At 38.5% G+C, this 22,668-nt stretch carries 18 protein-coding genes, 1 other RNA gene and 1 pseudogene; 18 read left to right on the forward strand and 2 right to left on the reverse strand.

Translation table 11 applies throughout. From position 1 onward, the window contains the following. Window positions 1-194: 194 nt before the first annotated feature. Window positions 195-1,370: an IS110 family transposase gene (locus J5A74_05940; protein QUI94973.1), complete on the reverse strand. Its 1,176-nt coding sequence runs from the start codon at window positions 1,368-1,370 to the stop codon at window positions 195-197. Between the two features lie 301 nt (window positions 1,371-1,671). On the opposite strand from J5A74_05940, the gene J5A74_05945 reads away from it, so the two are divergent. From J5A74_05945 to J5A74_05995, 11 genes are all read left to right on the forward strand, one after another. Further along, window positions 1,672-3,408 (forward strand): ABC transporter ATP-binding protein, encoded by a 1,737-nt coding sequence (locus J5A74_05945; GenBank protein ID QUI94974.1) that lies wholly within the window; start codon window positions 1,672-1,674, stop codon window positions 3,406-3,408. Next, on the forward strand, window positions 3,401-5,143 hold the full coding sequence (locus tag J5A74_05950; GenBank protein ID QUI94975.1) for an ABC transporter ATP-binding protein: 1,743 nt from the start codon (window positions 3,401-3,403) through the stop codon (window positions 5,141-5,143). Before J5A74_05945 ends, J5A74_05950 begins: the two co-directional genes overlap by 8 nt. Window positions 5,144-5,788: 645 nt before the next feature. Further along, the gene (clpX, locus tag J5A74_05955) at window positions 5,789-7,174 is read left to right on the forward strand and encodes an ATP-dependent Clp protease ATP-binding subunit ClpX (protein ID QUI94976.1); all 1,386 of its coding nucleotides are present in this window, start codon (window positions 5,789-5,791) and stop codon (window positions 7,172-7,174) included. Beyond that, complete coding sequence (locus tag J5A74_05960; protein ID QUI94977.1) at window positions 7,171-7,641, forward strand: signal peptidase II; 471 nt, start codon at window positions 7,171-7,173, stop codon at window positions 7,639-7,641. The genes clpX and J5A74_05960 overlap by 4 nt, the downstream gene beginning before the upstream one ends. After that, window positions 7,638-8,894 carry an HlyC/CorC family transporter gene (locus J5A74_05965; protein ID QUI94978.1) on the forward strand — a complete coding sequence of 419 codons (1,257 nt, stop codon included), beginning with the start codon at window positions 7,638-7,640 and terminating at the stop codon, window positions 8,892-8,894. Before J5A74_05960 ends, J5A74_05965 begins: the two co-directional genes overlap by 4 nt. Before the next feature lie 58 nt (window positions 8,895-8,952). After that, a complete protein-coding gene (gene scfA, locus J5A74_05970; protein QUI94979.1) occupies window positions 8,953-9,099 on the forward strand; it encodes a six-cysteine ranthipeptide SCIFF in 147 nt (48 codons plus the stop codon). Window positions 9,100-9,207: 108 nt separating this feature from the next. Further along, on the forward strand, window positions 9,208-10,608 hold the full coding sequence (gene scfB, locus J5A74_05975) for a thioether cross-link-forming SCIFF peptide maturase (GenBank protein ID QUI94980.1): 1,401 nt from the start codon (window positions 9,208-9,210) through the stop codon (window positions 10,606-10,608). 19 nt (window positions 10,609-10,627) lie between these two features. After that, entirely contained in the window at window positions 10,628-12,757 is a 2,130-nt protein-coding gene (secD, locus tag J5A74_05980) for a protein translocase subunit SecD (protein QUI94981.1), read from the forward strand. A 6-nt stretch (window positions 12,758-12,763) separates the two neighbouring features. After that, a complete protein-coding gene (gene tgt, locus J5A74_05985; protein ID QUI94982.1) occupies window positions 12,764-13,897 on the forward strand; it encodes a tRNA guanosine(34) transglycosylase Tgt in 1,134 nt (377 codons plus the stop codon). A 16-nt stretch (window positions 13,898-13,913) separates the two neighbouring features. Further along, a complete protein-coding gene (gene yajC, locus J5A74_05990; protein ID QUI94983.1) occupies window positions 13,914-14,225 on the forward strand; it encodes a preprotein translocase subunit YajC in 312 nt (103 codons plus the stop codon). A gap of 68 nt (window positions 14,226-14,293) precedes the next feature. After that, complete coding sequence (locus J5A74_05995; GenBank protein ID QUI94984.1) at window positions 14,294-15,472, forward strand: chloride channel protein; 1,179 nt, start codon at window positions 14,294-14,296, stop codon at window positions 15,470-15,472. A gap of 61 nt (window positions 15,473-15,533) precedes the next feature. Here J5A74_05995 and J5A74_06000 read toward each other — a convergent pair whose 3' ends face one another. Beyond that, window positions 15,534-16,385, reverse strand: coding sequence for a hypothetical protein (locus tag J5A74_06000; protein QUI94985.1), 852 nt, complete (start codon window positions 16,383-16,385; stop codon window positions 15,534-15,536). A 387-nt stretch (window positions 16,386-16,772) separates the two neighbouring features. Between J5A74_06000 and secG the strand changes: the two genes are divergently transcribed. From secG to J5A74_06035, 7 genes and pseudogenes are all read left to right on the forward strand, one after another. Then, window positions 16,773-17,003, forward strand: coding sequence for a preprotein translocase subunit SecG (secG, locus tag J5A74_06005; GenBank protein QUI94986.1), 231 nt, complete (start codon window positions 16,773-16,775; stop codon window positions 17,001-17,003). Window positions 17,004-17,075: 72 nt separating this feature from the next. Further along, window positions 17,076-19,232, forward strand: a complete 2,157-nt coding sequence (rnr, locus tag J5A74_06010) for a ribonuclease R (GenBank protein QUI94987.1) — start codon at window positions 17,076-17,078, stop codon at window positions 19,230-19,232. Then, window positions 19,217-19,684: an SsrA-binding protein SmpB gene (gene smpB, locus J5A74_06015; GenBank protein QUI94988.1), complete on the forward strand. Its 468-nt coding sequence runs from the start codon at window positions 19,217-19,219 to the stop codon at window positions 19,682-19,684. Before rnr ends, smpB begins: the two co-directional genes overlap by 16 nt. A gap of 126 nt (window positions 19,685-19,810) precedes the next feature. Then, window positions 19,811-20,149: a transfer-messenger RNA gene (ssrA, locus tag J5A74_06020) on the forward strand. Between the two features lie 264 nt (window positions 20,150-20,413). Then, window positions 20,414-20,818, forward strand: a pseudogene (gene tnpA, locus J5A74_06025) (IS200/IS605 family transposase). Between the two features lie 17 nt (window positions 20,819-20,835). Then, window positions 20,836-21,939, forward strand: a complete 1,104-nt coding sequence (gene tnpB / locus J5A74_06030) for an IS200/IS605 family element transposase accessory protein TnpB (GenBank protein ID QUI94989.1) — start codon at window positions 20,836-20,838, stop codon at window positions 21,937-21,939. A 123-nt stretch (window positions 21,940-22,062) separates the two neighbouring features. Next, on the forward strand, window positions 22,063-22,629 hold the full coding sequence (locus tag J5A74_06035) for a Tellurium resistance (GenBank protein ID QUI94990.1): 567 nt from the start codon (window positions 22,063-22,065) through the stop codon (window positions 22,627-22,629). Window positions 22,630-22,668: the final 39 nt, after the last annotated feature.

Below are 22,668 nucleotides of genomic sequence, written 5' to 3' on the forward strand. Positions count from 1 at the left end.
TGATGTAACTTTTGTAGGCAAAGAAAGACTAACTATTAAAAGTCAAGCCCTAAAATGATATTTTTTAAATAAAGTACAGAAATGTATTTTAGATATATTCGGAATACAGTTAGAGCTCCTTGCACTTTGAAAACTGCATGACAAAAAGAGCATCATGATAGGTGCATGAAAAAGGAGTATTGAATTAGAGTTAATTAAGCTACTTTAATGTATTGCTGATTCGATTTTACAAGATGATAAATAACTCGAACCAGTTTTTTGACGGCATGAGATATTGCAACATTATAATGCTTGCCTTCAGCTCGTTTCTTGGTAAGGTACCTGGCAAATGTCGAATCCCAGTGGCAAACATACTTGGCAGCATTGTACAGAGCATATCGTAAGTATTTGGAACCTCGTTTTTCCATGTGGGAGTATGCTGAGTCAAGCTGCCCTGATTGATATGTTGATGGTGAAAATCCGGAATAAGCCAAGATTTTATCAGGAGAATCAAACCGACTGAAGTCGCCAATCTCGGCAATGATCATAGCGCCCATACGATAGTTGATACCTGGAATACTGAGAATTGGAGAATTAATTTCATCCATGATAATTTTGATTTCATTTTCGATTTCATCAATCTCAGAAGCAAGTTCCAGTATCAACTTGATGGTGTGTTTTAGTTCAAGAGATTTGGCTGGCATATTTGAGCCGATAGAAGCCCTTGCAGCTTCCCTGAAAGTTATGGCGGTATCTTTACCATATCGACCTTTAGATGCATCTGAAAGAAGATTTGTAAGTCTGGTAAGATGTGCACCAGCTACATATTTAGCCCCGGGAAATTCAGAAAGCAATGCATAAATGGATGTCATATGAAGTGTTGGTACAAGTTTTTCTAATTCAGGAAATAAGATACAGACCAGTCTTGAAACGGAAGTTTTTAGTTTGGCACGTTCTTTTACCTTATCAAAACGATAACGAGTTAATGACTTTAATTCTTCGTTGTGGTAAGATGTATCTGAGTAGGACTTCAAGTTCACATCAGACATGAGCATGTAAGCAATCGTGCGGGCATCTACTTTATCCGTTTTCGTGAGTCTAAGGCTTAGACTTTTTCTGTACAGATTTGTATGTAACGGATTGATGACATAGGTGGTCAGACCTTTATCAATGAGATAACCTAAAAGATTGTAATTATAGTGTCCGGTAGCTTCCAGTCCTACTTTTACTTTTGTTATATCTTCCATAACAGATTCTATTCTTTGGTAAAGGTCATTGAAACCATCTTGACTGTTAGAAATGGTAAAAGCTTTAAATAATACTTCTCCATTAGAGTTTGTGATAAAGCAATCATGCTTATCCTTAGCGACATCAATTCCTACATAAATCATAATAATCTCCTTTAAAATGTATTTGATACTGTTTTAGAACCACAGGGACTCCTTGCGATTGTAGCCTCGTTCTAAATAAACCGTCATGCGGTATCTAACTGATTAACAAATGAGCAAAGAGACTGTGGTTGGGGCCTTTCTAAAACCATCAAGTGGTAGGAGTAAATAACCAATCCACAGTATCTTATATATCATAGTCGAACCTACGGAAGAGGTAAAGAAAAGACTATGACTTAATAGTTATAAAGACCTTGGAGAGGGTCTCTAAAAACTACTACTATATAATACGAGGAGTTCATATATGGGCGATGGAAAAAAGACAACCTCTATGGCGTGGCTTCTTGGGCAGATTGGAGGGCATAAGAGAGAGTATGTTTGGAGTGTGATTTTGGCAATTGTTGGTGTAGGGTTTTCAATTGTTCCTTATTTTTTCGCAATTAAGGTGATAAACGGATTTATGAGGGGAGAGAAAAATATAGGTTTTTATTTGCGATATTCTGTTTTTATGGCGATATTTTGGTCAGGTCGGGTATTGTTTCATGCGTTATCTACATCGACAAGTCACAGAGCAACCTTTGCTGTATTAGGTGAGATGAGAAAAAGATGCATTGAAAAGTTAGCACATATGCCACTCGGAGTGGTGTTAGATAGAGGCACAGGATCATTAAAAAATATCTTGATTGAAAGAATTGATAGCATTGAAACAACGCTGGCTCATATTGTACCAGAGGTGACAGCAAATCTTTTGATTCCATTTGCTGTTTTAATTTATATCTTTATCATTGACTGGCGAATGGGATTAGCCAGTCTACTGACAATCCCTATTGGAATGGTTTGTTATAGTTTTATGATTGCAGGGAGTGATAAGTTTTATCAAAAGACAGTAGAAGCGACAAAGGCATTAAATGACACGGCTGTGGAGTATATTCATGGAATTCAAGTTATTAAAGTTTTTGGAAAGACAAAATCTAGTTATGAGCGATTTTCACAGGATGCCTATAATGCCGCACATAGTTTTATTGATTGGATGTATGTTAGCATTTTTCCGATGACATTGATGTTAGTCATTATGCCAGCGACAATGCTTAGTGTACTTCCTATTGGAGGAATCTTGGTTAAATTGGGAAGTTTGAGCTCAGTAAATTTTATCTCTATTATTATTCTTTCTGTAGGTCTCATTACTCCCCTGATTACCGCAGCAAGTTATAGCGATGATATTAGCAAAATGGGCACGATTTTAGAAGAAGTGAGAGATATTTTAGAGGCTGAGGAAATGGAAAGACCATTGCAGAGGGTGGAGATCAAGAGGCGAAATATAGCATTGAAAAATGTTCATTTTCGTTATAAGGACAAGGAGGTATTGCATGGGATATCGATGGATATTCCAGAAGGAAGTTTCATTGCATTGGTCGGACCAAGTGGCAGTGGAAAGAGCACCATTGCTCGCTTAATTGCTTCTCTTTGGGACATCAATGAGGGAAAAATTGAGCTTGGAGGAATGGATATCCGACAAATACCACAAAAAATTTATGCGGATCAGATTGCCTATGTTTCACAGGACAATTATTTATTTAACATGACAGTTCGGGAAAATATACGTCTTGGAAGACAAAGTGCTACAGATGAAGAAGTAGAGGAGGTGGCAAAAAAATCAGGTTGTCATGATTTTATTATAAAATTAGAAAATGGATATGACACGATGGCAGGTTCCAGTCATCTTTCTGGTGGGGAAAAACAGCGTATTTGTATTGCTAGGGCAATGTTAAAGGCAGCTCCTATCGTTATTTTAGATGAAGCCACTGCCTATACTGATCCAGAAAATGAAGCAATAATTCAACGAGCAGTATCTAAGTTAACAGAAAAAAAGACATTGATTGTCATTGCACATCGTCTATCTACGATAGTGGACGCAGACAAAATTTATGTTATTAGAAAGGGAGAGATTGAGGAAAGCGGCACACACAGTGAACTGTTAAAGCATCATGGTCTGTATGAAAGTATGTGGAAGGCCCATATGGAGGTGAAAGATAATGCTTGAAACAATTGGAAAGTTTATTCAATTTTGCAATGAAGAAAATCAAAAAAAGCTAAAAAATTCTATTTTGTTGGGTGTAGTTAAGGCTATGTTTGATGCACTTAAAATACCTGCAATTGCCTGTATGATTCGAGCATTGATAAGAGGTAAGGTAGAGACACAGGATATTTTACTTAGCTTTGGCATAATGTTATTGTCAACCATTGGTTCTGGACTTGTGCAATCAAAGAGTATGTTATTGCAGACAGAGGCTGGGTATGATGGCTGTGCAAAGAAGAGGATTGAGATTGCAGAGCATATGCGATATATGCCAATGGGATATTTCAATAAGAAATCTTTGGGACAGATTATTTCAGTTACCACCAATGGGATGGAAACCTTGGAATCGGTAGCGGTCCGAGTGGTTATGATGGTCTGTGAAGGATTATTGACAACATCGCTGATTATTGTGATGCTATTTTTCTTTGATTGGCGTATTGCCCTTGTTCTCTTGTTTGGATTTCTTCTTTTTTTATATGGCAATCGGATTTTGCAAAAATCTTCAAAGAAGATATCGAACCAAAAAGTGAATGCTGATGAGAAATTAGTGGAAAAAGTGCTAGAATATTTGCAGGGAATGGCTGAAGTCAAAGCATATCATTTGACAGGGAAAAAATGTGGGGAATTAAATGATGCCATTCAAAGAAATGTAGAGATCAATACGGATATGGAGATGACCTTGATTCCTATGATGACATTGCAGAGTTTGATTGCCAAATTAATGGGGGTGGTGATCATTGTGTTGGTCTGTATTTTTTATTGTGAAGGGACAATGAGTGCATTAAATGCAATAACAATGGTTATTGCTGCGTTTATTATCTATACTAGTCTGGAGACCGCAGGAAATTATTCTGCGTTGATAAGAGTTATCGACATCTATGTCCAGCGAGCACAAGAAATTTTAGATACTCCACAGATGAATATTTCGGGCGATTTTCTTGTGCCAAGAACTTGTGATTTATCGACATCAAATATTGAATTTTCTTATGGAGAGAAAAAGGTTATTTGCGGAATTTCTGTCGATATTCCAGAGAAAAAGATGACAGCTATTGTAGGACCTTCGGGAGGTGGAAAGACAACCTTGATTAATTTACTAGCAAGGTTTTGGGATGTGCATCGAGGAAAGGTTACGCTGGGAGGAGTAGATGTCAAAGACTATGATATGGATGCTTTGATGAAAAATTTTTCTTTTGTCTTTCAGAATGTGGTACTGTTTCACGATACAATAGCCAATAATATTCGCTTTGGACGACCAGAAGCTTTGATGGAAGAAGTAATTTGTGTGGCAAAAAAGGCATGTTGTCATGATTTTATTATGTCACTTCCAAAGGGATATGAGATGGTGATTGGTGAAGGTGGAGCTTCTTTGTCAGGTGGAGAAAAGCAAAGAATTTCTATTGCTAGAGCGATGATGAAGGATGCACCAGTAATATTTCTGGATGAGGCCACGGCCAATGTCGATCCAGAAAACGAAAATGAATTGATGAGAGCCATTCAAGAGTTGACGAAGAACAAGACAGTAATTATTATCGCTCATCGCTTAAAGACGGTAAAATATGCAGATCAGATTCTTGTGGTGGAGAATGGAAAGATTGTGCAATGTGGAACACATACTCAGTTAATGAAAGAGGAGGGACTTTATAAAAAGTTTATTGGAGAGAGAAGGGAAGCTGCAAGTTGGAGAGTGAAAAGTACCTAGGAGAAAATTTTTCACAGAAATGTGGGGAATAATTATCTGAAAACAATATATTTTTCACACAATAGAGAAAAATTATAGAAAAATAAAGTTAAAATTACAGAAAAATATATTGACAAAGAGGGAAAATATGTTATAATGAAGTCACAAGGAAGAGATAGATAAATATAAGGAGGTACAGTCCGATGGGAACATAAACTAGCTATAAAAATTACCAACAAGCGATAGAACATGTAAACAGTAAGTTTTTAAATCATGGAATATCAAAGTGTTAATCTTTCATATGAAAGTTAAATTATAGATTTTATCTGGACACAGGTCTATCTGACAAGGTTTCTACTGTTACATCCGCCTTATCTCAGACAGGAGAATAGGGTTGATATGATACAACATAGAAAGTCAAACAGATAGAAGTCACAAAGTGATGGCGTGCAACGATTGGTTAGAAAGCTTGTGGTAAATGTACAACTGAATAGAGGCGGTTTCAAAATGAAGGAAAGCAGAGGTAATGCAATTTGATGGAACCAGAGATAGTATAGAAGGGGCTATGAATCAGGTACAGATTGATAGCCCCTTCTTTTTGCTGTCTGGATGTGGTAAGATAGGGATATCTTTGCGAAATTTAGAGAAAAATAGAGAGGAAGAAGGATGGAAGACAAAGATAAGGATCAATATGAAAAGATATGTTATGTCTGCCGAAGACCAGAGAGTGTGACAGGCCCATTGGTATCTTTACCTGGAAATATCGATATTTGTCACGACTGTATGCAAAAGGCATTTAACTCTATTGGTGATGGCAATTTAGGGAACTTAGATATAAGTAAGATTCAGGGAATGCCATTTATGAATATGAATTTGTCAGATTTAGGAAATTTGGGAAATCTTCCGCCAATGATGGATATTCCAGACAAGAAGAGAGTGAAGAAGAGAGAAAAGAGGGATACCCCAATTTTTACAATGAAGGATATTCCAGCACCCCATAAGATTAAGGAAATGCTCGATCAATATGTTATTGGGCAGGATCAGGCAAAGAAGGTAATGGCCGTTGCTGTCTATAACCACTATAAAAGAGTGTTCTTAGATACATCAAAGGGGCAGGAAGGCGAAGCAAAGATTGAAAAGTCTAATATTTTAATGATTGGACCAACAGGAAGTGGAAAGACATATTTGGTAAAGACCTTAGCTAAGCTACTCAATGTTCCATTGGCCATTGCTGATGCGACATCGTTGACGGAAGCTGGATATATTGGAGATGATATTGAGAGTGTCATCTCCAAATTATTGATGGCAGCAGACAATGATGTGGAGCGTGCAGAATGTGGTATTGTGTTTATCGACGAAATTGATAAGATTGCGAAGAAGAAAAATGTCAATACAAGGGATGTCAGTGGTGAGAGTGTTCAGCAGGAGTTATTAAAATTACTTGAGGGAAGCAAGGTGGAAGTTCCCGTGGGATCCAATCAAAAAAATGCTTTATCTCCACTGACAACAGTGAATACAGATAATATTTTATTTATTTGTGGCGGTGCCTTTCCAGATTTAGACAATATTATCAAGGAGAGATTGCATCAAAAATCCAGTATGGGCTTTAATGCACAGTTGAAGGATGAATATGACGATGAGAAAGACATTCTTCGCTATGTGACGAATGAAGATATTCGAAAGTTTGGTATGATTCCAGAGTTTTTGGGAAGGCTTCCCATTATTGTAACTTTGTCAAGACTTTCAGAAGAGGAAATGGTTCGTGTATTGAAGGAGCCGAAAAATGCCATTTTAAAGCAGTATCAAAGGCTTTTGGCTCTCGATGAGGTAAAGCTTGATTTTACAGATGATGCATTGCTTTGGATTGCAAGAGAGGCACAGAAAAAGAAGACAGGTGCAAGAGCACTTCGCTCAATTATCGAGGAGTTTATGCTCGACATTATGTATGAGATTCCAAAGGATACAAGTATTGGGGCCGTGACCATTACAAGGGATTATTTGGAGAAAAAGGGAGGACCTCACATTCGCATCCGTGGGGAAGAGGAAAGATGATTTGGGCATGGATTTCTTTTGTAGGGGCCTTTTTAGACCTGAGCATTAAACAGGGGATTGAGCGATTGCCCAAGGAGGATTATCCAGCACCATTGAGTGGGAGTGGTGGAATGATTCGCATTCATCAGTTCCATAACCTGGGGCTGCCATTTGGGCATATGCAAGGAAGAGATCGCTTTGTGAAGTATTTGCCACTGATGATGGGAAGTTTGATCCTTGGAAAACTTTCTCTACTCTTGCCACAGAAGGGAAAGAAATTAGAAAAAATTGCATTTTCCAGTTTACTTGCTGGAGCGATGAGTAATTTGACGGATCGCTTTGGAAGGGGATATGTTGTGGATTATTTTAGCGTGGAAATTGGACCGCTAAAAAAGATTATTTTTAATATTGGAGATATATTTGTTTTTATTGGTTCTATACTATTTGTAATCAATAATTTCGTTTTTGGAGGAAAGAAAAAAAGATGAGTAGTTCGGACATAGTGCAGTTTGTCGTGTTGATATTATTGCTATTGACATCAGCATTTTTTTCATCATCGGAGACGGCACTAGCAACAGCCAACAAAATAAAATTGCGCAGTATGGCAGAACATGGAAATAAGTCGGCAGCTTTGGCGATCAAGGTCACTGGAGAGTCCGATAAGATGCTTTCGGCCATCCTCATTGGAAACAATGTGGCAAATTTGACAGCATCTTCTTTGGTGACCACCTTGACAATTAAAGTTGTAGGCAACCGTCTTGTTGGAATTGCAACGGGAATTTTAACAATTGCTATTTTGATTTTTGGAGAGATTATACCAAAGACCTTGGCGGCAAGAAATGCGGAGACAATAGCTCTTCTTTTTGTAAAGCCGATTTACCTTTTGATGACCGTCCTCACACCTGTGATTTTTTTAGTCAATAAGGCAGCAGCGTTGATCTTTTTACTTTTGGGTATGGATTCGTCAACAAAATCGGAAGCGATGACAGAGGAGGAAATTCGTACGATTGTCGATGTTGGTCACGAAGAGGGAATTATTGAAAATGAAGAGCGAAAGATGATCAATAATGTGTTTGACTTTGCGGCAACTGTGGTCAGGGATATTATGATTCCAAGAATTGACATGACATTTATTGATGTCAATTTAAGTTATGAAGAAGTCATAGAAATCTTTAAAAATGATATGTTTACAAGAATGCCTGTATATGAGGAGTCCACGGATAATGTCATTGGCATTATCAATATCAAGGACTTATTGCTTGTCGAAGACAAGGAAAAATTTCAGATTAAAGATTATATTCGTCAGCCACTGTACACCTATGAGTACAAAAAAGTTGCAGAATTGATGGCCGAGATGAGAAAGACCTTCAGCAATATTGTGATTGTACTTGACGAATATGGTGTGACAGCGGGAATGTTGACGATTGAGGATATGCTTGAGGAAATTGTCGGGGATATTCGAGATGAATATGACGAAGAGGAAGATGAAAATTTAGTCAAATTAGGAAAGGGAGACTATCTCATTGAGGGATCAATGCGAATTGACGACTTAAATGACAAGATTGGCACGCAATTGACTTCACAAGAATATGAGTCAATCGGTGGATTAGTGATGGAAATTCTTGGAAAAGTGCCCAAAGAAAAAGATGCCATAGAAGTTGAGGGCATTCGCATTAGTGTGGAAAAGATGGACAAGGCAAGAATTGAGACCGTTCGCTTGACACTTCCAAAAAAGTTGTAAAGACCATAAGAATATGTTATAATTTCAAAAATATGTTTTGTGGAAAGGAGAGTTTACTATGAAGCACGTTAAAACTTTAAATGAGAAGACTTTAAAAGAAAGCTTAAAGCGTGGCGGATGTGGTGAGTGCCAGACATCTTGTCAATCAGCTTGCAAGACTTCCTGCACTGTGGGAAATCAAGGCTGCGAGAATCCAGACAGATAGTCAAAAGGTAACATTGATTGGTGTAAGCCAAGGCGTTGGAGTCCCCTACAGTCAAGTCGATTGTAGGGGGTTTTTCTTTTCAAAGTAATAGAAATAAGGGGAAAAATAGTGATTCATCAGTATATTAATAATGGATATCATATTATTTTAGATGTCAATTCAGGCTCTGTGCATGTGGCAGATCCCATCTTATATGATGCTGTGGCGATTGCAGAGCCAGTGATTGGTGAGATGGAAAAGCCAGAAAAAATCAGCAAAGAGGCTGTTGCAACCATTTGTGAGGAATTGACAAAAAAGGGGTATCCGCAAAAAGAAATAGAAGAAACTTTGTTAGATATGCAGGAATTAATTGATGCAGAAGAGCTCTTTACTCAGGATACTTATGAAAGTTATGTGAGAGATTTTAAGGCAAGAAAGACCGTAGTTAAGGCACTGTGCTTGCATATTGCTCATGATTGTAACTTGGCTTGTAAGTATTGCTTTGCAGAGGAGGGGGAGTATCACGGACGACGTGCATTGATGAGCTTTGAGGTGGGAAAGAAGGCACTTGACTTTTTGGTTGCCAATTCTGGAAATCGAAGAAATCTAGAAGTGGATTTCTTTGGTGGAGAACCATTGATGAATTGGTCTGTAGTAAAGCAATTAGTGGAGTATGGTCGTTCTCTAGAGGAAGCAAATAACAAGAAGTTTCGCTTTACATTGACTACCAATGGAATGCTACTCAACGATGAAGTTATCGAATTTTGTAATCGAGAGATGGCCAATGTTGTGTTGAGCTTGGATGGAAGAAAAGAAATTAATGATATGATGCGCCCAACTAGGGGAGGCAAAGGAAGTTATGATGTCATTGTTCCAAAATTTCAAAAGTTTGCAAAGAGCAGAGGAACCAAAGATTACTATATTCGTGGAACATTTACAAAAAATAATTTGGAATTTTCAAAGGATGTTCTTCACTTTGCAGACCTTGGATTTAAACAGACCAGTATGGAGCCAGTAGTTGGAGCAGAAGACGAACCCTATGCCATTCAATGGGAAGATGTTCCAAAGATTAAAGAAGAATACGACAAGCTGGCCGTGGAGTATGTCAAGAGAAAGAAGGAGGGAAGAGGATTTAATTTCTTCCACTTTAATATTGATCTTACACAGGGACCATGTGTGGCTAAGAGATTATCAGGCTGTGGTTCAGGAACAGAGTATCTTGCAGTGACACCTTGGGGAGATCTCTATCCATGTCACCAATTTGTTGGTCACGAGGAATTCTTACTTGGAAATGTGGATACTGGTGTGGTAAAGACAGAAATTCGAGATGAATTTAAACTTTGTAATGTCTATGCAAAGCCAAAATGCAAGGATTGCTATGCTAGATTTTATTGTAGTGGAGGTTGTGCAGCAAATTCCAACAATTTCCATGGAAATATCACCGATGTCTATGATATTGGTTGCGAATTACAAAAAAAGCGTATTGAATGTGCCATTATGATTAAGGCTGCCATGGCAGATGAGGCATAAGAGTACAAAAGGAGAAAAAATGAAAAGCAAAAAGTCAAAGGGATGGCTGGGGCTATTGATTGTCCTGATTGCTTTGGTTGGTTTTACCTATCTAGCAATCACTTCGGCCAAGCAGATTAAGTTAGGACTCGATCTTGCAGGTGGTGTGAGTATCACTTATCAGGCGAAGGATGAACATCCAAAGCTTGAGGATATGAAGGACACAGTGTATAAATTGCACCAGAGAGTTACACAATATTCGACAGAGGCAGAGGTCTATTTGGAGGGAGATCGAAGAATTAATATCGATATCCCAGGAGTATCCAATGCAGATGCCATTTTGGAAGAACTTGGAAAGCCAGGTTCATTGGTATTTCAAGGACCAGATGGAAAGACGATTTTGACAGGTGATCAGGTGGCCAGTGCAAAGGCCGTGATTGGTGAAGAAAATGGTCAAAAAAAATACTATGTTGCGTTGACTTTTACAGATGAGGCTTCAAAGATATTTGCTGATGTCACAGCGGCAAATGTTGGAAAGCAGATTTCCATTGTCTATGATGGAAAAGTAGTTTCTAGTCCAGTGGTTCGAGAGGCCATCACAGGTGGACAGTGCAGTATTGATGGAATGAAGGACAACACAGAGGCTGAAAATTTAGCTTCTACAATTCGAATTGGTTCTCTTTCTGTAGAGCTTGAGGAGTTGCGCAGCAATGTTGTCGGAGCAAAGCTCGGTCAAGAAGCCATTGCCACAAGTTTAAAGGCAGGAGCGATTGGATTTGGAATTTTGACGGTGTTTATGATTGCCCTCTATTTACTTCCAGGTGTGGCTGCAATTTTGGCATTGATTTTATATGTGGATTTGACCGTATGCTTGATTGCAGCATTTGAGATTACCTTGACCTTGCCTGGAATTGCAGGTGTTATTCTTGCGGTCGGAATGGCCGTGGATGCCAATGTCATTATCTTTACTCGTATTAAGGAAGAAATCGGGCTTGGTCATAGCACAAAGCAGGCCATTAATGCAGGATTTCAAAAGGCCTTGTCTGCGATTGTCGATGGAAATGTGACCACGATTATTGCAGCGGTGGTGCTCTATTTAAGAGGCTCAGGTACAGTCAAAGGATTTGCTTCCACATTGGCACTGGGTATTATTTTGTCTATGATTACCGCACTCTTTGTGACCAGATTTATTATAAATTGCTTCTACAGTATTGGACTTGAGGGCGAGAAATTATATGGCAAGAAGGTCGATAAAAAGCCAATTCAATTTCTTCAAAAGAGAAAGATTTTCTTTGTTATCTCGGCGATTATGATTGTCATTGGCATTGTTGGAATGGGAATGAACAAATCAAAGATTGGAGATATCTTTAATTATGGACTTGATTTTAAGGGTGGTACATCGACCAATGTCACATTTAATGAAGATATGAGTCTCGAGGATATTTCTTCCAAGGTTGTTCCTGTGGTAGAGAGTGTGACAAAGGATGCCTCTACGCAGACACAAAAAGTTCAGGGAACGAATCAAGTGATTATTAAGACAAGAACGCTAAGCAAGGATGAAAGAGAACAATTAAATCAAAGCCTTGTTTCTAAGTTTGGAGTAGATGAGAGTAAGATTACAGCCGAGAGTATCTCTGGTGCAGTCAGTGCAGAGATGAGAATGGATGCCATCTGGGCAACCATTATTGCGACGGTATTGATGCTATTCTATATTTGGTTTAGATTTAGAGATATCCGATTTGCAGCAAGTTCAGTATTTGCATTAATTCATGATGTCCTTGTATTGATTGCCTGCTATGCGGTCTTTAGATGGAGTGTTGGTTCAACCTTTATTGCCTGTATCTTGACCATTGTTGGATATTCCATCAATGCGACCATTGTTATCTTTGACCGTATTCGTGAGAATATGAAGATATTGTCAAAGAAGACAAGTAAGGAAGATATTTTAAATACCAGCATTACACAGACATTGACAAGAAGTATCAATACTTCTTTGACCACTTTTATTATGGTATTTGTGCTCTATATTCTTGGTGTATCTTCTATTCGAGAGTTTGCATTGCCGATTATGGTGGGTGTTGTCTGTGGTACTTACTCTTCGGTTTGCCTTGCTTCAGCATTTTGGTATATTTTAAGTGGAAAGGGCAAAAAGAAGGGCAAGGAGGCCTAGATTTTTATGAAATATGAGGTATTGCACACGGACGGTCGTGCAAAGAGAGCACAGATGGAGACCGTGCATGGAACGATACAGACTCCTGTGTTTATGAATGTTGGAACAGTTGCTGCAATTAAGGGAGCTGTTTCCACTGATGATTTGCAGGAAATTGGCACACAGGTACAGCTTTCCAACACTTATCATCTCCATGTGCGAACGGGAGATGAACTCATTAAGGAATTTGGCGGATTGCATAAGTTTATGCATTGGGACAAGCCGATTTTAACAGATTCTGGTGGTTTTCAAGTTTATTCCCTTGCAGGAATGAGAAAAATTAAGGAAGAGGGGGTGACTTTTCATTCCCACATCGACGGTCATAAGATTTTTATGGGACCAGAGGAGAGTATGCAAATTCAATCCAATTTGGGTTCGACGATTGCAATGGCCTTTGATGAATGCCCACCAGCACTTGCAGATAGAAAGTATATCGAACATTCTGTGGCAAGGACGACAAGATGGCTAAGGCGCTGTAAGAGTGAGATGGCTAGATTAAATTCTTTGGATGATACAGTAAACAAGGAGCAACTTTTATTTGGGATCAATCAAGGTGGAGTAGTGGATGATATTCGCATTCAGCACGCCAAAGAAATTTCTGAGCTTGATCTTGATGGCTATGCAGTTGGTGGCTTGGCCGTTGGCGAGAGCCATGAGCAAATGTATCATATTTTAGATGTGGTGGTTCCTCATCTTCCAAAACATAAGCCAACCTATTTGATGGGAGTGGGCACACCAATCAATATATTGGAGGCTGTGGATCGAGGAATTGATTTCTTTGACTGTGTGTATCCTTCAAGAAACGGCAGACATGGTCATGTGTATACAAATAAAGGAAAAGTCAACTTATTTAATAAAAAACATGAATTAGATCCTCGACCAATAGAAGAGGGCTGTCAATGTCCAGCCTGTCGCTCGTATTCAAGAGCCTATATTCGCCATTTATTAAAGGCTGGAGAGATGTTGGGAATGAGGCTATGTGTATTGCATAATTTGTATTTTTATAATACAATGATGAGTGAAATTCGAGGTGCCATTGAGAAGGGTTGCTATGCAGAGTACAAGGCAGCCAAGATTGCTGGTATAGAAGGTAAAAATTAAGACTTGGGAGGAACAAATGGTAAATTTAGGAGCAGTGGTTGCAGCAGCAGGTGGCAAGGGGGGCACACTCATTATTGTTGCCTATGTCATTATCTTTGCAGCAATGATTTACTTTATGTCTTATCGTCCACAGAAGAAGGAAAAGAAGAGAATGGACGAGATGATGTCTACCCTTGCTGTTGGTGATTCTGTATTGACTTCATCAGGATTTTATGGTGTTGTCATTGATATTACAGAGGATACAGTGATTGTAGAGTTTGGAAATAACAAAAATTGTAGAATTCCTATGCAAAAAGCTGCGATTGTGCAGATTGAAAAGCCAGAATAAGAGTAAAAGGGTGGCAAAACTAGTTGTTTTTGCCATCCTTTTTATGATTTAGTGGGGAGTGTGAGCAGATGATTTTTATTATTTTAGGACTATTGATTGGTGCAATTGTCGGTGTGATTGACACTGTGTTTGGAAGAGTTTTACTTTGGATTGGTGATTTTCGCAATCTCCATTTAAATGAACTCCTTCCTTTTTTGGGGATTGTTGGAATAGGTATTGTGGTTGGATATCAAAAATTTGCGGGAAAAGCAGCTAGGGGGATGACACAGGTATTTATGGTCTCACAAGAGAGTGAGGAAAATATTCCGTTGCGATTAATTCCTTTTGTGACAGTGGCGACATGGCTGACCCATCTTTTTGGAGGAAGCGCGGGAAGAGAAGGTGTTGCAGTACAAATTGGAGCGACGATGGCACATCGCTTTCAAGCTTGGATACCTGAGAAAAGTAAAAAAAAGAGTGGACAAATTCTTCTAGTGACAGGTGTGGCAGCAGGCTTTGGTGGTCTATTTGGAACACCAATTGCAGCAACATTTTTTGGACTAGAACTATTTGCACAGGGGCAATTGGAATTAGAGGCAGCGTTGCCTGCACTAGTGGCCGCATTTACGGCGAGTCAAGTGAGTGCACAGCTAGGGTTAGAAAAATTTGAGCACAATGTGGATGTGGCTGTTGCGATGACACCAAAGAATTTAATTTTTTTGATGATTGCAGGAATTTTGTTTGGTCTTGTTGGAAATCTTTTTATTTATTTACAAAAGAAGACAAAAGCTCTTGCGGGAGAATCTATCAAAAATCCCTATCTTCGAGTATTTGTTGTCGGCGTTGCATTAAGTTTTATTATTTTTTTGTTGCACCATGGTCGCTATGCAGGGCTTGGAACAAATTTGATTTCAGAAAGCCTTGGAGGAAAGCCGATGTATACCTATGATTGGCTGTTGAAGCTACTCCTTACTGTGGTGACATTGAGTGTTGGTTTTCAGGGGGGAGAGGTGACACCACTTTTTGCTATTGGCTCTTCGTTTGGCTGGTTACTTTCTAGTTTTATACCCTTGCCAGGTCAGCTTTTAATGGGGGCGGGATATATGGCGGTCTTTGGAAGTGCGACAAATACTTTGTTGGCTCCCATTTTTATCGGTGGAGAGGTATTTGGTTATCAAAACATTCCCTATTTTGTTATTGTGATGTTATTTGCCTATTTTATTAATCGAAGAGCTTCCATTTATGGATTGCAAAGAGTTGTAAAATAGAGTGATATCTAAAAAGTGGATGTGAAATCAGATTTCACATCCACTTTTTATTATATATGGTTTAGCGAGAGCCAAATAACTGTGTCCAATACACGCCATTGCTATTCTTTACATAGCCGATACCAATTTGTGTGACATTTGGATTTTCAATATTTGCCTTATGTGTTGGGCTATTTAACCAAGAATTCATTACAGCTTCTGGTGTAGGCTGATTGTAGGCGAGATTCTCACCGTAGCTGAGCCAGTGGTAGCCATTGTTCTCAAGGAATGTACCAAGGCCATTGGGATCACTTGCCGTATGAGCAACACCAGGAACGGAATGGCTGAAATTTGTGGTGATGTGCTCAGCCCTTTTTGCTGCGATTTGAGAAAGGGTATTATCGACGGTCAGTGCAGATAATCCCTTGCTCTGGCGATATTGATTGACGAGGTCAACAACACGCTGTGCATAGGAGGAAGAATCCTGTGGATTGGTTGCTGGTTGATTTGTTTTTGGTGAACCATCCCATATACCATTAGAATTTACCCTGTAGCCATCAGGGGTAATGCCGTTGACGAGCAACTGACCGTTTGACTGCAAGTAGTAGGAACTTCCATTCACGCTCACCCAACCGGTCTTCATCTCACCAGTGGATGGATCAAGATAGTACCACATGCTGTCGACATCCTGGAACCAACCTGTATTCATCGTTCCTGTCTTGTCAAAATGATACCATGTGGCAGGTGAAGTCACACCATTTTTTACTGTATAAGTGGCTTCCCAAGTATTGATGGCCTTGACACCATGGTCATCAGTAAAAGTTCTACGACCTCCTTCATTGTGCCAAGTATAGGCATGGCTGGAAAAAGCAGATACAGAAAGAACTGCAGAACCTACGAGCAATGTTCCCAAAATTTTATTCAATTTACGCATAACTACTCCCTTCACTCTCAAAAACAATCCCTATATTCTAACATTTAAACATCACTTGATGTAACCACATTATAGTATAGTTTGAGAAAAAAGTAAATAGATTATTTTAAATTAAATTGCATTCAATTTAAGACATTTTTGAGCAATTATTACTTAGAAATCGCTAATTATTACATTAAGCCCAATATTGAATTTAATCGTGCTATAATTTGTAGGATGTCAGCAGATGAATATCTAATATTGAAACATATTCTTACTAAATTTCCAATCTATTTCTTCTTTTTTCTTTCTTCATCTGCTGGCATTTTACTTGTATTTATGACATTGATATGCTACAATGCAAATATTGCAAAGAAATACAGATTGAATTTGGGAGGTATAGGTAGAATGTTGCATACAATTTTGGCGATCTTGTTCTGCATAGTATGTATTGTATTCTCCGCTCTTGTGTTATCTCAGGAGGGCAATGAGCAGGGGCTCGGTGGCTCTGTTGGAGGAATGGGCGATACATATTGGAGTAAAAATAAGGGACGTTCAGCAGAGGGCTGGAAGGAAAAAGGTGCATTGTTTTGTGCAGTTGCCTTTTTGGTTCTTGCGTTTCTTTTGAATTTAGTTTAATAGCAAACAAGAAAGCACTCTTATACTTAAGAGTGCTTTCTTTCTACCTGTTTACCAAGATAGAGAGGAAATATGGACGAAAATAAATTAGAAAAAAGGAAAAGAGTTATCTTAGACCTTCTTGCAGATCCAATGTATAAGCCAATGAAATTAAAGGAATTGGCCATATTTTTGGATATTCCCAAGGAGAGCAGAAGAGAACTTAAAGAGGTTTTGGATTGTCTTTTAGAAGAAGGATTGGTGAGTGTGTCAACCAAAGGTAAGTTCACCCTGCCAAAAATTTTGCACTATGTGGGCATCTATTTGGCCAATGCTAGAGGCTTTGGATTTGTACAAATTGAGGGAAGGGAAGAGGACATTTTTATTCCTGAAGGATGTGCAATGGATGCACTGCATGGCGACAAAGTACGCATTGTTGTGGATCAGCAGATAAGAGGAATGCGAGCAGAAGGCCATGTGGTTGAAATTTTAGACCATGCCAATAAGACAGTGGTTGGATTTTATAGAAAAAATAAAAAATTTGGTTTTGTATTGCCAGATAATCAAAAAATCTTGAGCGATATCTTTATTCCCGATGGACAGGACATGGGAGCGGTGTCAGGACATAAGGTTGTGGTTGAGGTCACCCATTTTTTTGAAGGAAAGAGGAGAAAACCAGAGGGAAGAATTATTGAGATCTTAGGTCATGCCAATGATCCAGGTGTGGATATTCTCTCCATTGTCAAGATGCTTCACTTGCCAGAACAATTTTCAGAGGAAGTGATGGAAGAAGTTGCCAACATTCCTGAAGAGGTGACGGAAAAGGAAAAGCGAACTCGCTTAGATCTTCGAGATAAGATGACGGTGACGATTGATGGAGAGGATGCAAAGGATCTGGATGATGCCATTACGCTTGAAAGAGATGGAGAAAATTGGCGATTGGGCGTACACATTGCAGATGTCAGCCACTATGTAAGGGAAAACACAGCACTGGATAGAGAAGCTTTTGCGAGGGGAACCAGCATTTATTTGGTTGATCGGGTGATTCCAATGCTACCGCATCGCCTTTCCAATGGCATTTGTTCCCTAAATGAGGGGGTTGATCGCTTGGCACTTTCTTGCATTATGGATATCAATCATCGAGGAGAGATTATTGGACATCAAATTGCAGAGACACTCATTCGAGTCAATCATCGGATGAGTTATACAGAGGTCAATGCCATGATTACACATCACGACCAAGATACGATAGAAAAGTATGCAGAATGTGTGGAAATGTTTGAAAAGATGAAGGAACTCGCCGATCTTATTCGAAAGAAGAGAGTGGAGCGAGGATCAATTGATTTTGACTTTCCTGAGTGCAAGATTCTTCTCGATGAAAAGGGGAGCCCAATAGAAATTAAGGCCTATGAGCGAAATGCTGCAAATATGTTGATTGAAGATTTTATGCTTGCCGCAAATGAGACTGTGGCCGAGGAATATTATTGGTTGGAGTTGCCATTTTTATATCGTGTGCACGACACACCAGATCCAGAAAAAATTCAACAGTTAGCTACATTTATTCAAAACTTTGGGTATACTCTTCATGCGAAGAACAAAGAAGTACATCCAAAAGAAGTGCAAAAATTGTTGGCTAAGATTGCCGGTGAGGAAGTGGAGATGATGATTAGTCGTGTGACCTTAAGAAGTATGAAGCAGGCGAGGTATCAAACAGAGTGCACAGGCCATTTTGGATTAGCTGCAAAGTACTACACACATTTTACCTCTCCCATTCGACGCTATCCAGACTTACAAATTCATCGCATTATCAAAGAAAATTTGGCGGGGAAGTTAAATCAAAGCCGTCAAAAGCATTACAGTGAACATTTGGAAGAGGTAGCTGTGCAAACCTCCGTACTTGAGCGGAGGGCACAGGAAGCAGAGCGAGAGACAATCAAGTATAAAAAATGTGAGTATATGCAAAAGTATATTGGACAAGTCTTTGATGGAATTATTTGTGGGGTTACAAGATATGGATTGTATGTGGAACTTCCGAATACAGTGGAGGGGCTTGTTCACATTCAGGCGATGTGGCAGGATTATTTTGTCTATGTCGAGGAGCGACATATGCTGATTGGAGAGACAACCAATATAAAGTATACCTTGGGACAGAGGGTAAAAGTGAGAGTGATGGCAGTTGATCGGTTGATGGGCACCATAGATTTTCGATTAGAAATGGAAGGGGAAGAAGACGAATGGCTGATGGAGTAAAGGTGATTGCGAATAATAAGAAGGCGTATTTTGATTACTTTATTTTAGATAAATATGAGACAGGAATTGAACTATTTGGCACAGAAGTTAAATCCATTCGTCTCGGACAGTGCTCCATAAAGGAAAGTTGGATTCGCATTGAGCGAGGGGAACTCTATATTATGGGAATGTACATCAATCCCTATGAGAAGGGAAATATCTTTAATAAGGATCCACTTCGAGTGAAGAAACTTTTGATGCACAAGAGAGAAATTGAAAAGCTTTCATCAAAGCTTCAAGAAAAGGGACTCACTCTTGTGCCATTACAGGTCTATTTAAAGGGAAGATTGGTCAAGGTGGAGATTGGTATGGCTAGGGGCAAGAAAAACTACGACAAACGAGATACCATGGCGAAGAAGGATCAAAAGAGAGAAATGGACAAGGCACTCAAGCAAAGAATGCGAGATGTATAGATTGATGTCGTAGGATATGGAATTTTGTGGGAAAGATAAAAAAGTCTTTCCCATTTTTAAAAAGTATGTTACTATAGATACTACTATATACGATGGATATGTAGTTACCGAAGTACTCTGAATTTAGGGGATGTACCGGTTTCGACAGGGATCATGCAGCTGGTGAAGCTATCCGCATGCGATGCGTTAAATGGCAAAATTAAATTAAACGCTGAAGATAATTTAGCATACGCTGCCTAAGTGCAGCTGTCAGCCTTAGAGCACTCACACTTTAAGAATCTGGCATCGACTTTGTGAGAAACGGTATATGTTAAGCTTTGCGCATATAGCCGTATGATGAAGCTACTAAAGTCCTGAGGGTGTTCGTTCTCGCAGGGCGGAGGGAATGTCAAAGAACGAACTATGATAGTAGAAGAACAGGGAATTGGTTTTTGGACACGGGTTCGACTCCCGTCATCTCCACGCTAGAGGTCATGCAGATTATGATTTCGATGGAGAAAGAATTGACCAAAGAAGAAAATGGCGTGGGCTAAGGGGCTTACGCTTTTTTCTTTGTATTGATCGATACAGAAATGTGTTGTAATTTCGTAAGAAATGGGGGAATAGCTATGGTCATCTTGGAAAAAGGTCAAAAGGTAAACTTGAAATAATGCTACCGCAATCCCACTAGCTTTAGATGGTGGGTTAAGGTAGCAAAAAATAGATATTTGTGATACAATAACTAGCGTTATGGGAGTATGGAAATCAAAGAATAGACACAAATATTTATTACAGTATCATATTATTTTTTGTATGTATGTATAGAAAAAAGCTTTTAGTATCAAAAGAAATATAAGATTATATAAAACAATTTTCTTATGAGATATGCACAAAGAGTAATATAATCATAAAATATATGGAAACAGACAAAGACCATATACACTATATGATAGAAACTGAGCCTACAATATCCATAAGTAAAGTGGTTAATCTAATTAAGAGTTATACAACATATCATATATGGAAAAAGCATACAGAATATCTTAAGAATCATTTTGGAAAGAACATACATTTTGGACGGATGGATATTTTGCTTGTAGCGTAGGCAATGTTTCTGAAGAAATGTTAAAGCAATATATAGAAAATCAAGGGTAGAAAGGCGGGTAAGCTTAATGTTAAAGGCATATAGATATCGGATTTATCCAAACAAAGAGCAAGAAATACAGTTAGCAAAGACATTTGGCTGTTGTCGTTTTGTATATAATCAAACCCTTGCGTACAGAAAAGATGCTTATGAAAAAGAAAAAAAGTCTGTCAGTAAGACAGATTGTAATAATTATTGCAATAGAGAGCTGAAAAAAGCTTATGAATGGCTAAAAGAAGTAGATAAATTTGCTTTAACAAATGCAATTTATAATATGGATAGTGCTTATCAAAAGTTTTTCAAAGAACATGCAGGTTATCCAAAGTTTAAGAGTAAGCACAGTAATCGTAAATCATATACAACCAATTTTACAAATGGGAATATAACTGTAGATTTTGATAGAGGAAGAATAAAGCTGCCAAAATTAAAAAGGGTAAAAATAAAATTACATAGAAAATTTTCAGGTCGGATAAAAACAGCAACTATATCTAAGGTACCAAGTGGCAAGTACTATGTGTCTGTTCTTGTAGAAACTGAACATAGTCCACTTGTAAAGACAAACGGACAAATAGGATTGGATTTAGGAATAAAAGATTTATGTATCACATCAGATGGGAAGAAATATGAAAATCCGAAGACAATTAAAAAATATGAGAAAAAGCTTACAAAATTACAAAGACAATTAGCAAATAAAACAAAGGGGAGTAGGAACTATCAGAAAAAAAGGAAACAAATAGCACTATGCCATGAGAAAATAGCTAATACAAGAAAAGATTATCTGCATAAGATTTCAAGCGAAATTATAAACGAAAACCAAGTGATAGTTTCGGAAAACTTACAGATAAAAAATATGGTGAAAAATCATAATTTAGCGAAAACTATAAGCGATGTATCGTGGTATGAGCTGACAAGACAACTGGAATATAAGTCAAAATGGAATGGTAGAAATTATATTAAGATAGATACATTTTATGCAAGTAGCCAGCTATGTTTTAGTTGTGGATATAAAAATACAAATGTAAAAGATCTAAAAGTAAGAGATTGGATGTGTCCTTTCTGCAATACAAAACACGATAGAGATATCAATGCGGCAAAAAATATATTGGCAGAAGGATTAAGACAAGTAGTATAAGAAAAAACAATAGGGCAGGGACTGCCCGAATTAACGCCTGTGGAGATAGTAGGTTGCGAGGTCAGCGAAGCAGGAAGCCCATAGGCTTTAGACTATGGGTAGTTCACAAAGTCACAAGGTGGATTGGGCGAGATTCTAATTAATCTAAATTGGAATGCTAGACCAGTTTCGACAGCAAAAAAGCAGGGATTTTTTTCTCGCCTATTTGGAGAAGGGGAAGGTGGGGGGATTGATTTGGATCTCGGCTGTTTGTGGGAATTAAAAGATGGAAGCAAGGGAAGTGTTCAAGCTCTTGGAAAAAATTTTGGAAATCTTAATTCGGCTCCTTTTGTTGCTCTAGATGGTGATGACCGAACGGGGGAAAATAGTGCGGGAGAGAACTTGAGGATCAATGGAAACCAGCTGTCAAAGATAAAGAGGATTTTAGTTTACACCTTTATTTATGAAGGTGTAGCTAATTGGAAGCAGGCGGATGGAGTGGTTACGATTAAATATCCAAAGGCAGAGGATATCGTGGTAAAGATGAATGAATATGACACCAATAAGACGATGTGCGGACTGGTTTTATTGGAGAACTTAAATAATGAAACTTTTAGTGTGGAGAGAGTCGTTCAGTTTTATTCCGGTCACAGAAGTTTGGACGAGGCATTCCACTGGGGACTTCGTTGGGTAGCAGGAAAAAAAGATTAAATAAAAATCGCCATCACATAGGAAACGCTGATGTGATGG

It is taken from the genome of Lachnospiraceae bacterium oral taxon 096, assembly GCA_018141845.1.
In the GTDB taxonomy this organism is placed as follows: Bacteria; Bacillota; Clostridia; order Lachnospirales; family Lachnospiraceae; genus F0428.

Excerpts from the sequence above, each read along its gene's own strand:
- J5A74_05950 (QUI94975.1), top strand. The coding sequence starts at position 3,401 with ATGCTTGAAACAATTGGAAAGTTTATTCAATTTTGCAATGAAGAAAAT.
- secD (QUI94981.1), top strand. The coding sequence starts at position 10,628 with ATGAAAAGCAAAAAGTCAAAGGGATGGCTGGGGCTATTGATTGTCCTG.
- J5A74_05960 (QUI94977.1), top strand. The coding sequence starts at position 7,171 with ATGATTTGGGCATGGATTTCTTTTGTAGGGGCCTTTTTAGACCTGAGC.
- rnr (QUI94987.1), top strand. The coding sequence starts at position 17,076 with ATGGACGAAAATAAATTAGAAAAAAGGAAAAGAGTTATCTTAGACCTT.
- J5A74_06000 (QUI94985.1), bottom strand. The coding sequence starts at position 16,385 with ATGCGTAAATTGAATAAAATTTTGGGAACATTGCTCGTAGGTTCTGCA.
- J5A74_05945 (QUI94974.1), top strand. The coding sequence starts at position 1,672 with ATGGGCGATGGAAAAAAGACAACCTCTATGGCGTGGCTTCTTGGGCAG.
- clpX (QUI94976.1), top strand. The coding sequence starts at position 5,789 with ATGGAAGACAAAGATAAGGATCAATATGAAAAGATATGTTATGTCTGC.
- scfA (QUI94979.1), top strand. The coding sequence starts at position 8,953 with ATGAAGCACGTTAAAACTTTAAATGAGAAGACTTTAAAAGAAAGCTTA.
- J5A74_05965 (QUI94978.1), top strand. The coding sequence starts at position 7,638 with ATGAGTAGTTCGGACATAGTGCAGTTTGTCGTGTTGATATTATTGCTA.
- yajC (QUI94983.1), top strand. The coding sequence starts at position 13,914 with ATGGTAAATTTAGGAGCAGTGGTTGCAGCAGCAGGTGGCAAGGGGGGC.
- secG (QUI94986.1), top strand. The coding sequence starts at position 16,773 with ATGTTGCATACAATTTTGGCGATCTTGTTCTGCATAGTATGTATTGTA.
- tnpB (QUI94989.1), top strand. The coding sequence starts at position 20,836 with ATGTTAAAGGCATATAGATATCGGATTTATCCAAACAAAGAGCAAGAA.
- tgt (QUI94982.1), top strand. The coding sequence starts at position 12,764 with ATGAAATATGAGGTATTGCACACGGACGGTCGTGCAAAGAGAGCACAG.
- J5A74_05940 (QUI94973.1), bottom strand. The coding sequence starts at position 1,370 with ATGATTTATGTAGGAATTGATGTCGCTAAGGATAAGCATGATTGCTTT.
- J5A74_05995 (QUI94984.1), top strand. The coding sequence starts at position 14,294 with ATGATTTTTATTATTTTAGGACTATTGATTGGTGCAATTGTCGGTGTG.
- smpB (QUI94988.1), top strand. The coding sequence starts at position 19,217 with ATGGCTGATGGAGTAAAGGTGATTGCGAATAATAAGAAGGCGTATTTT.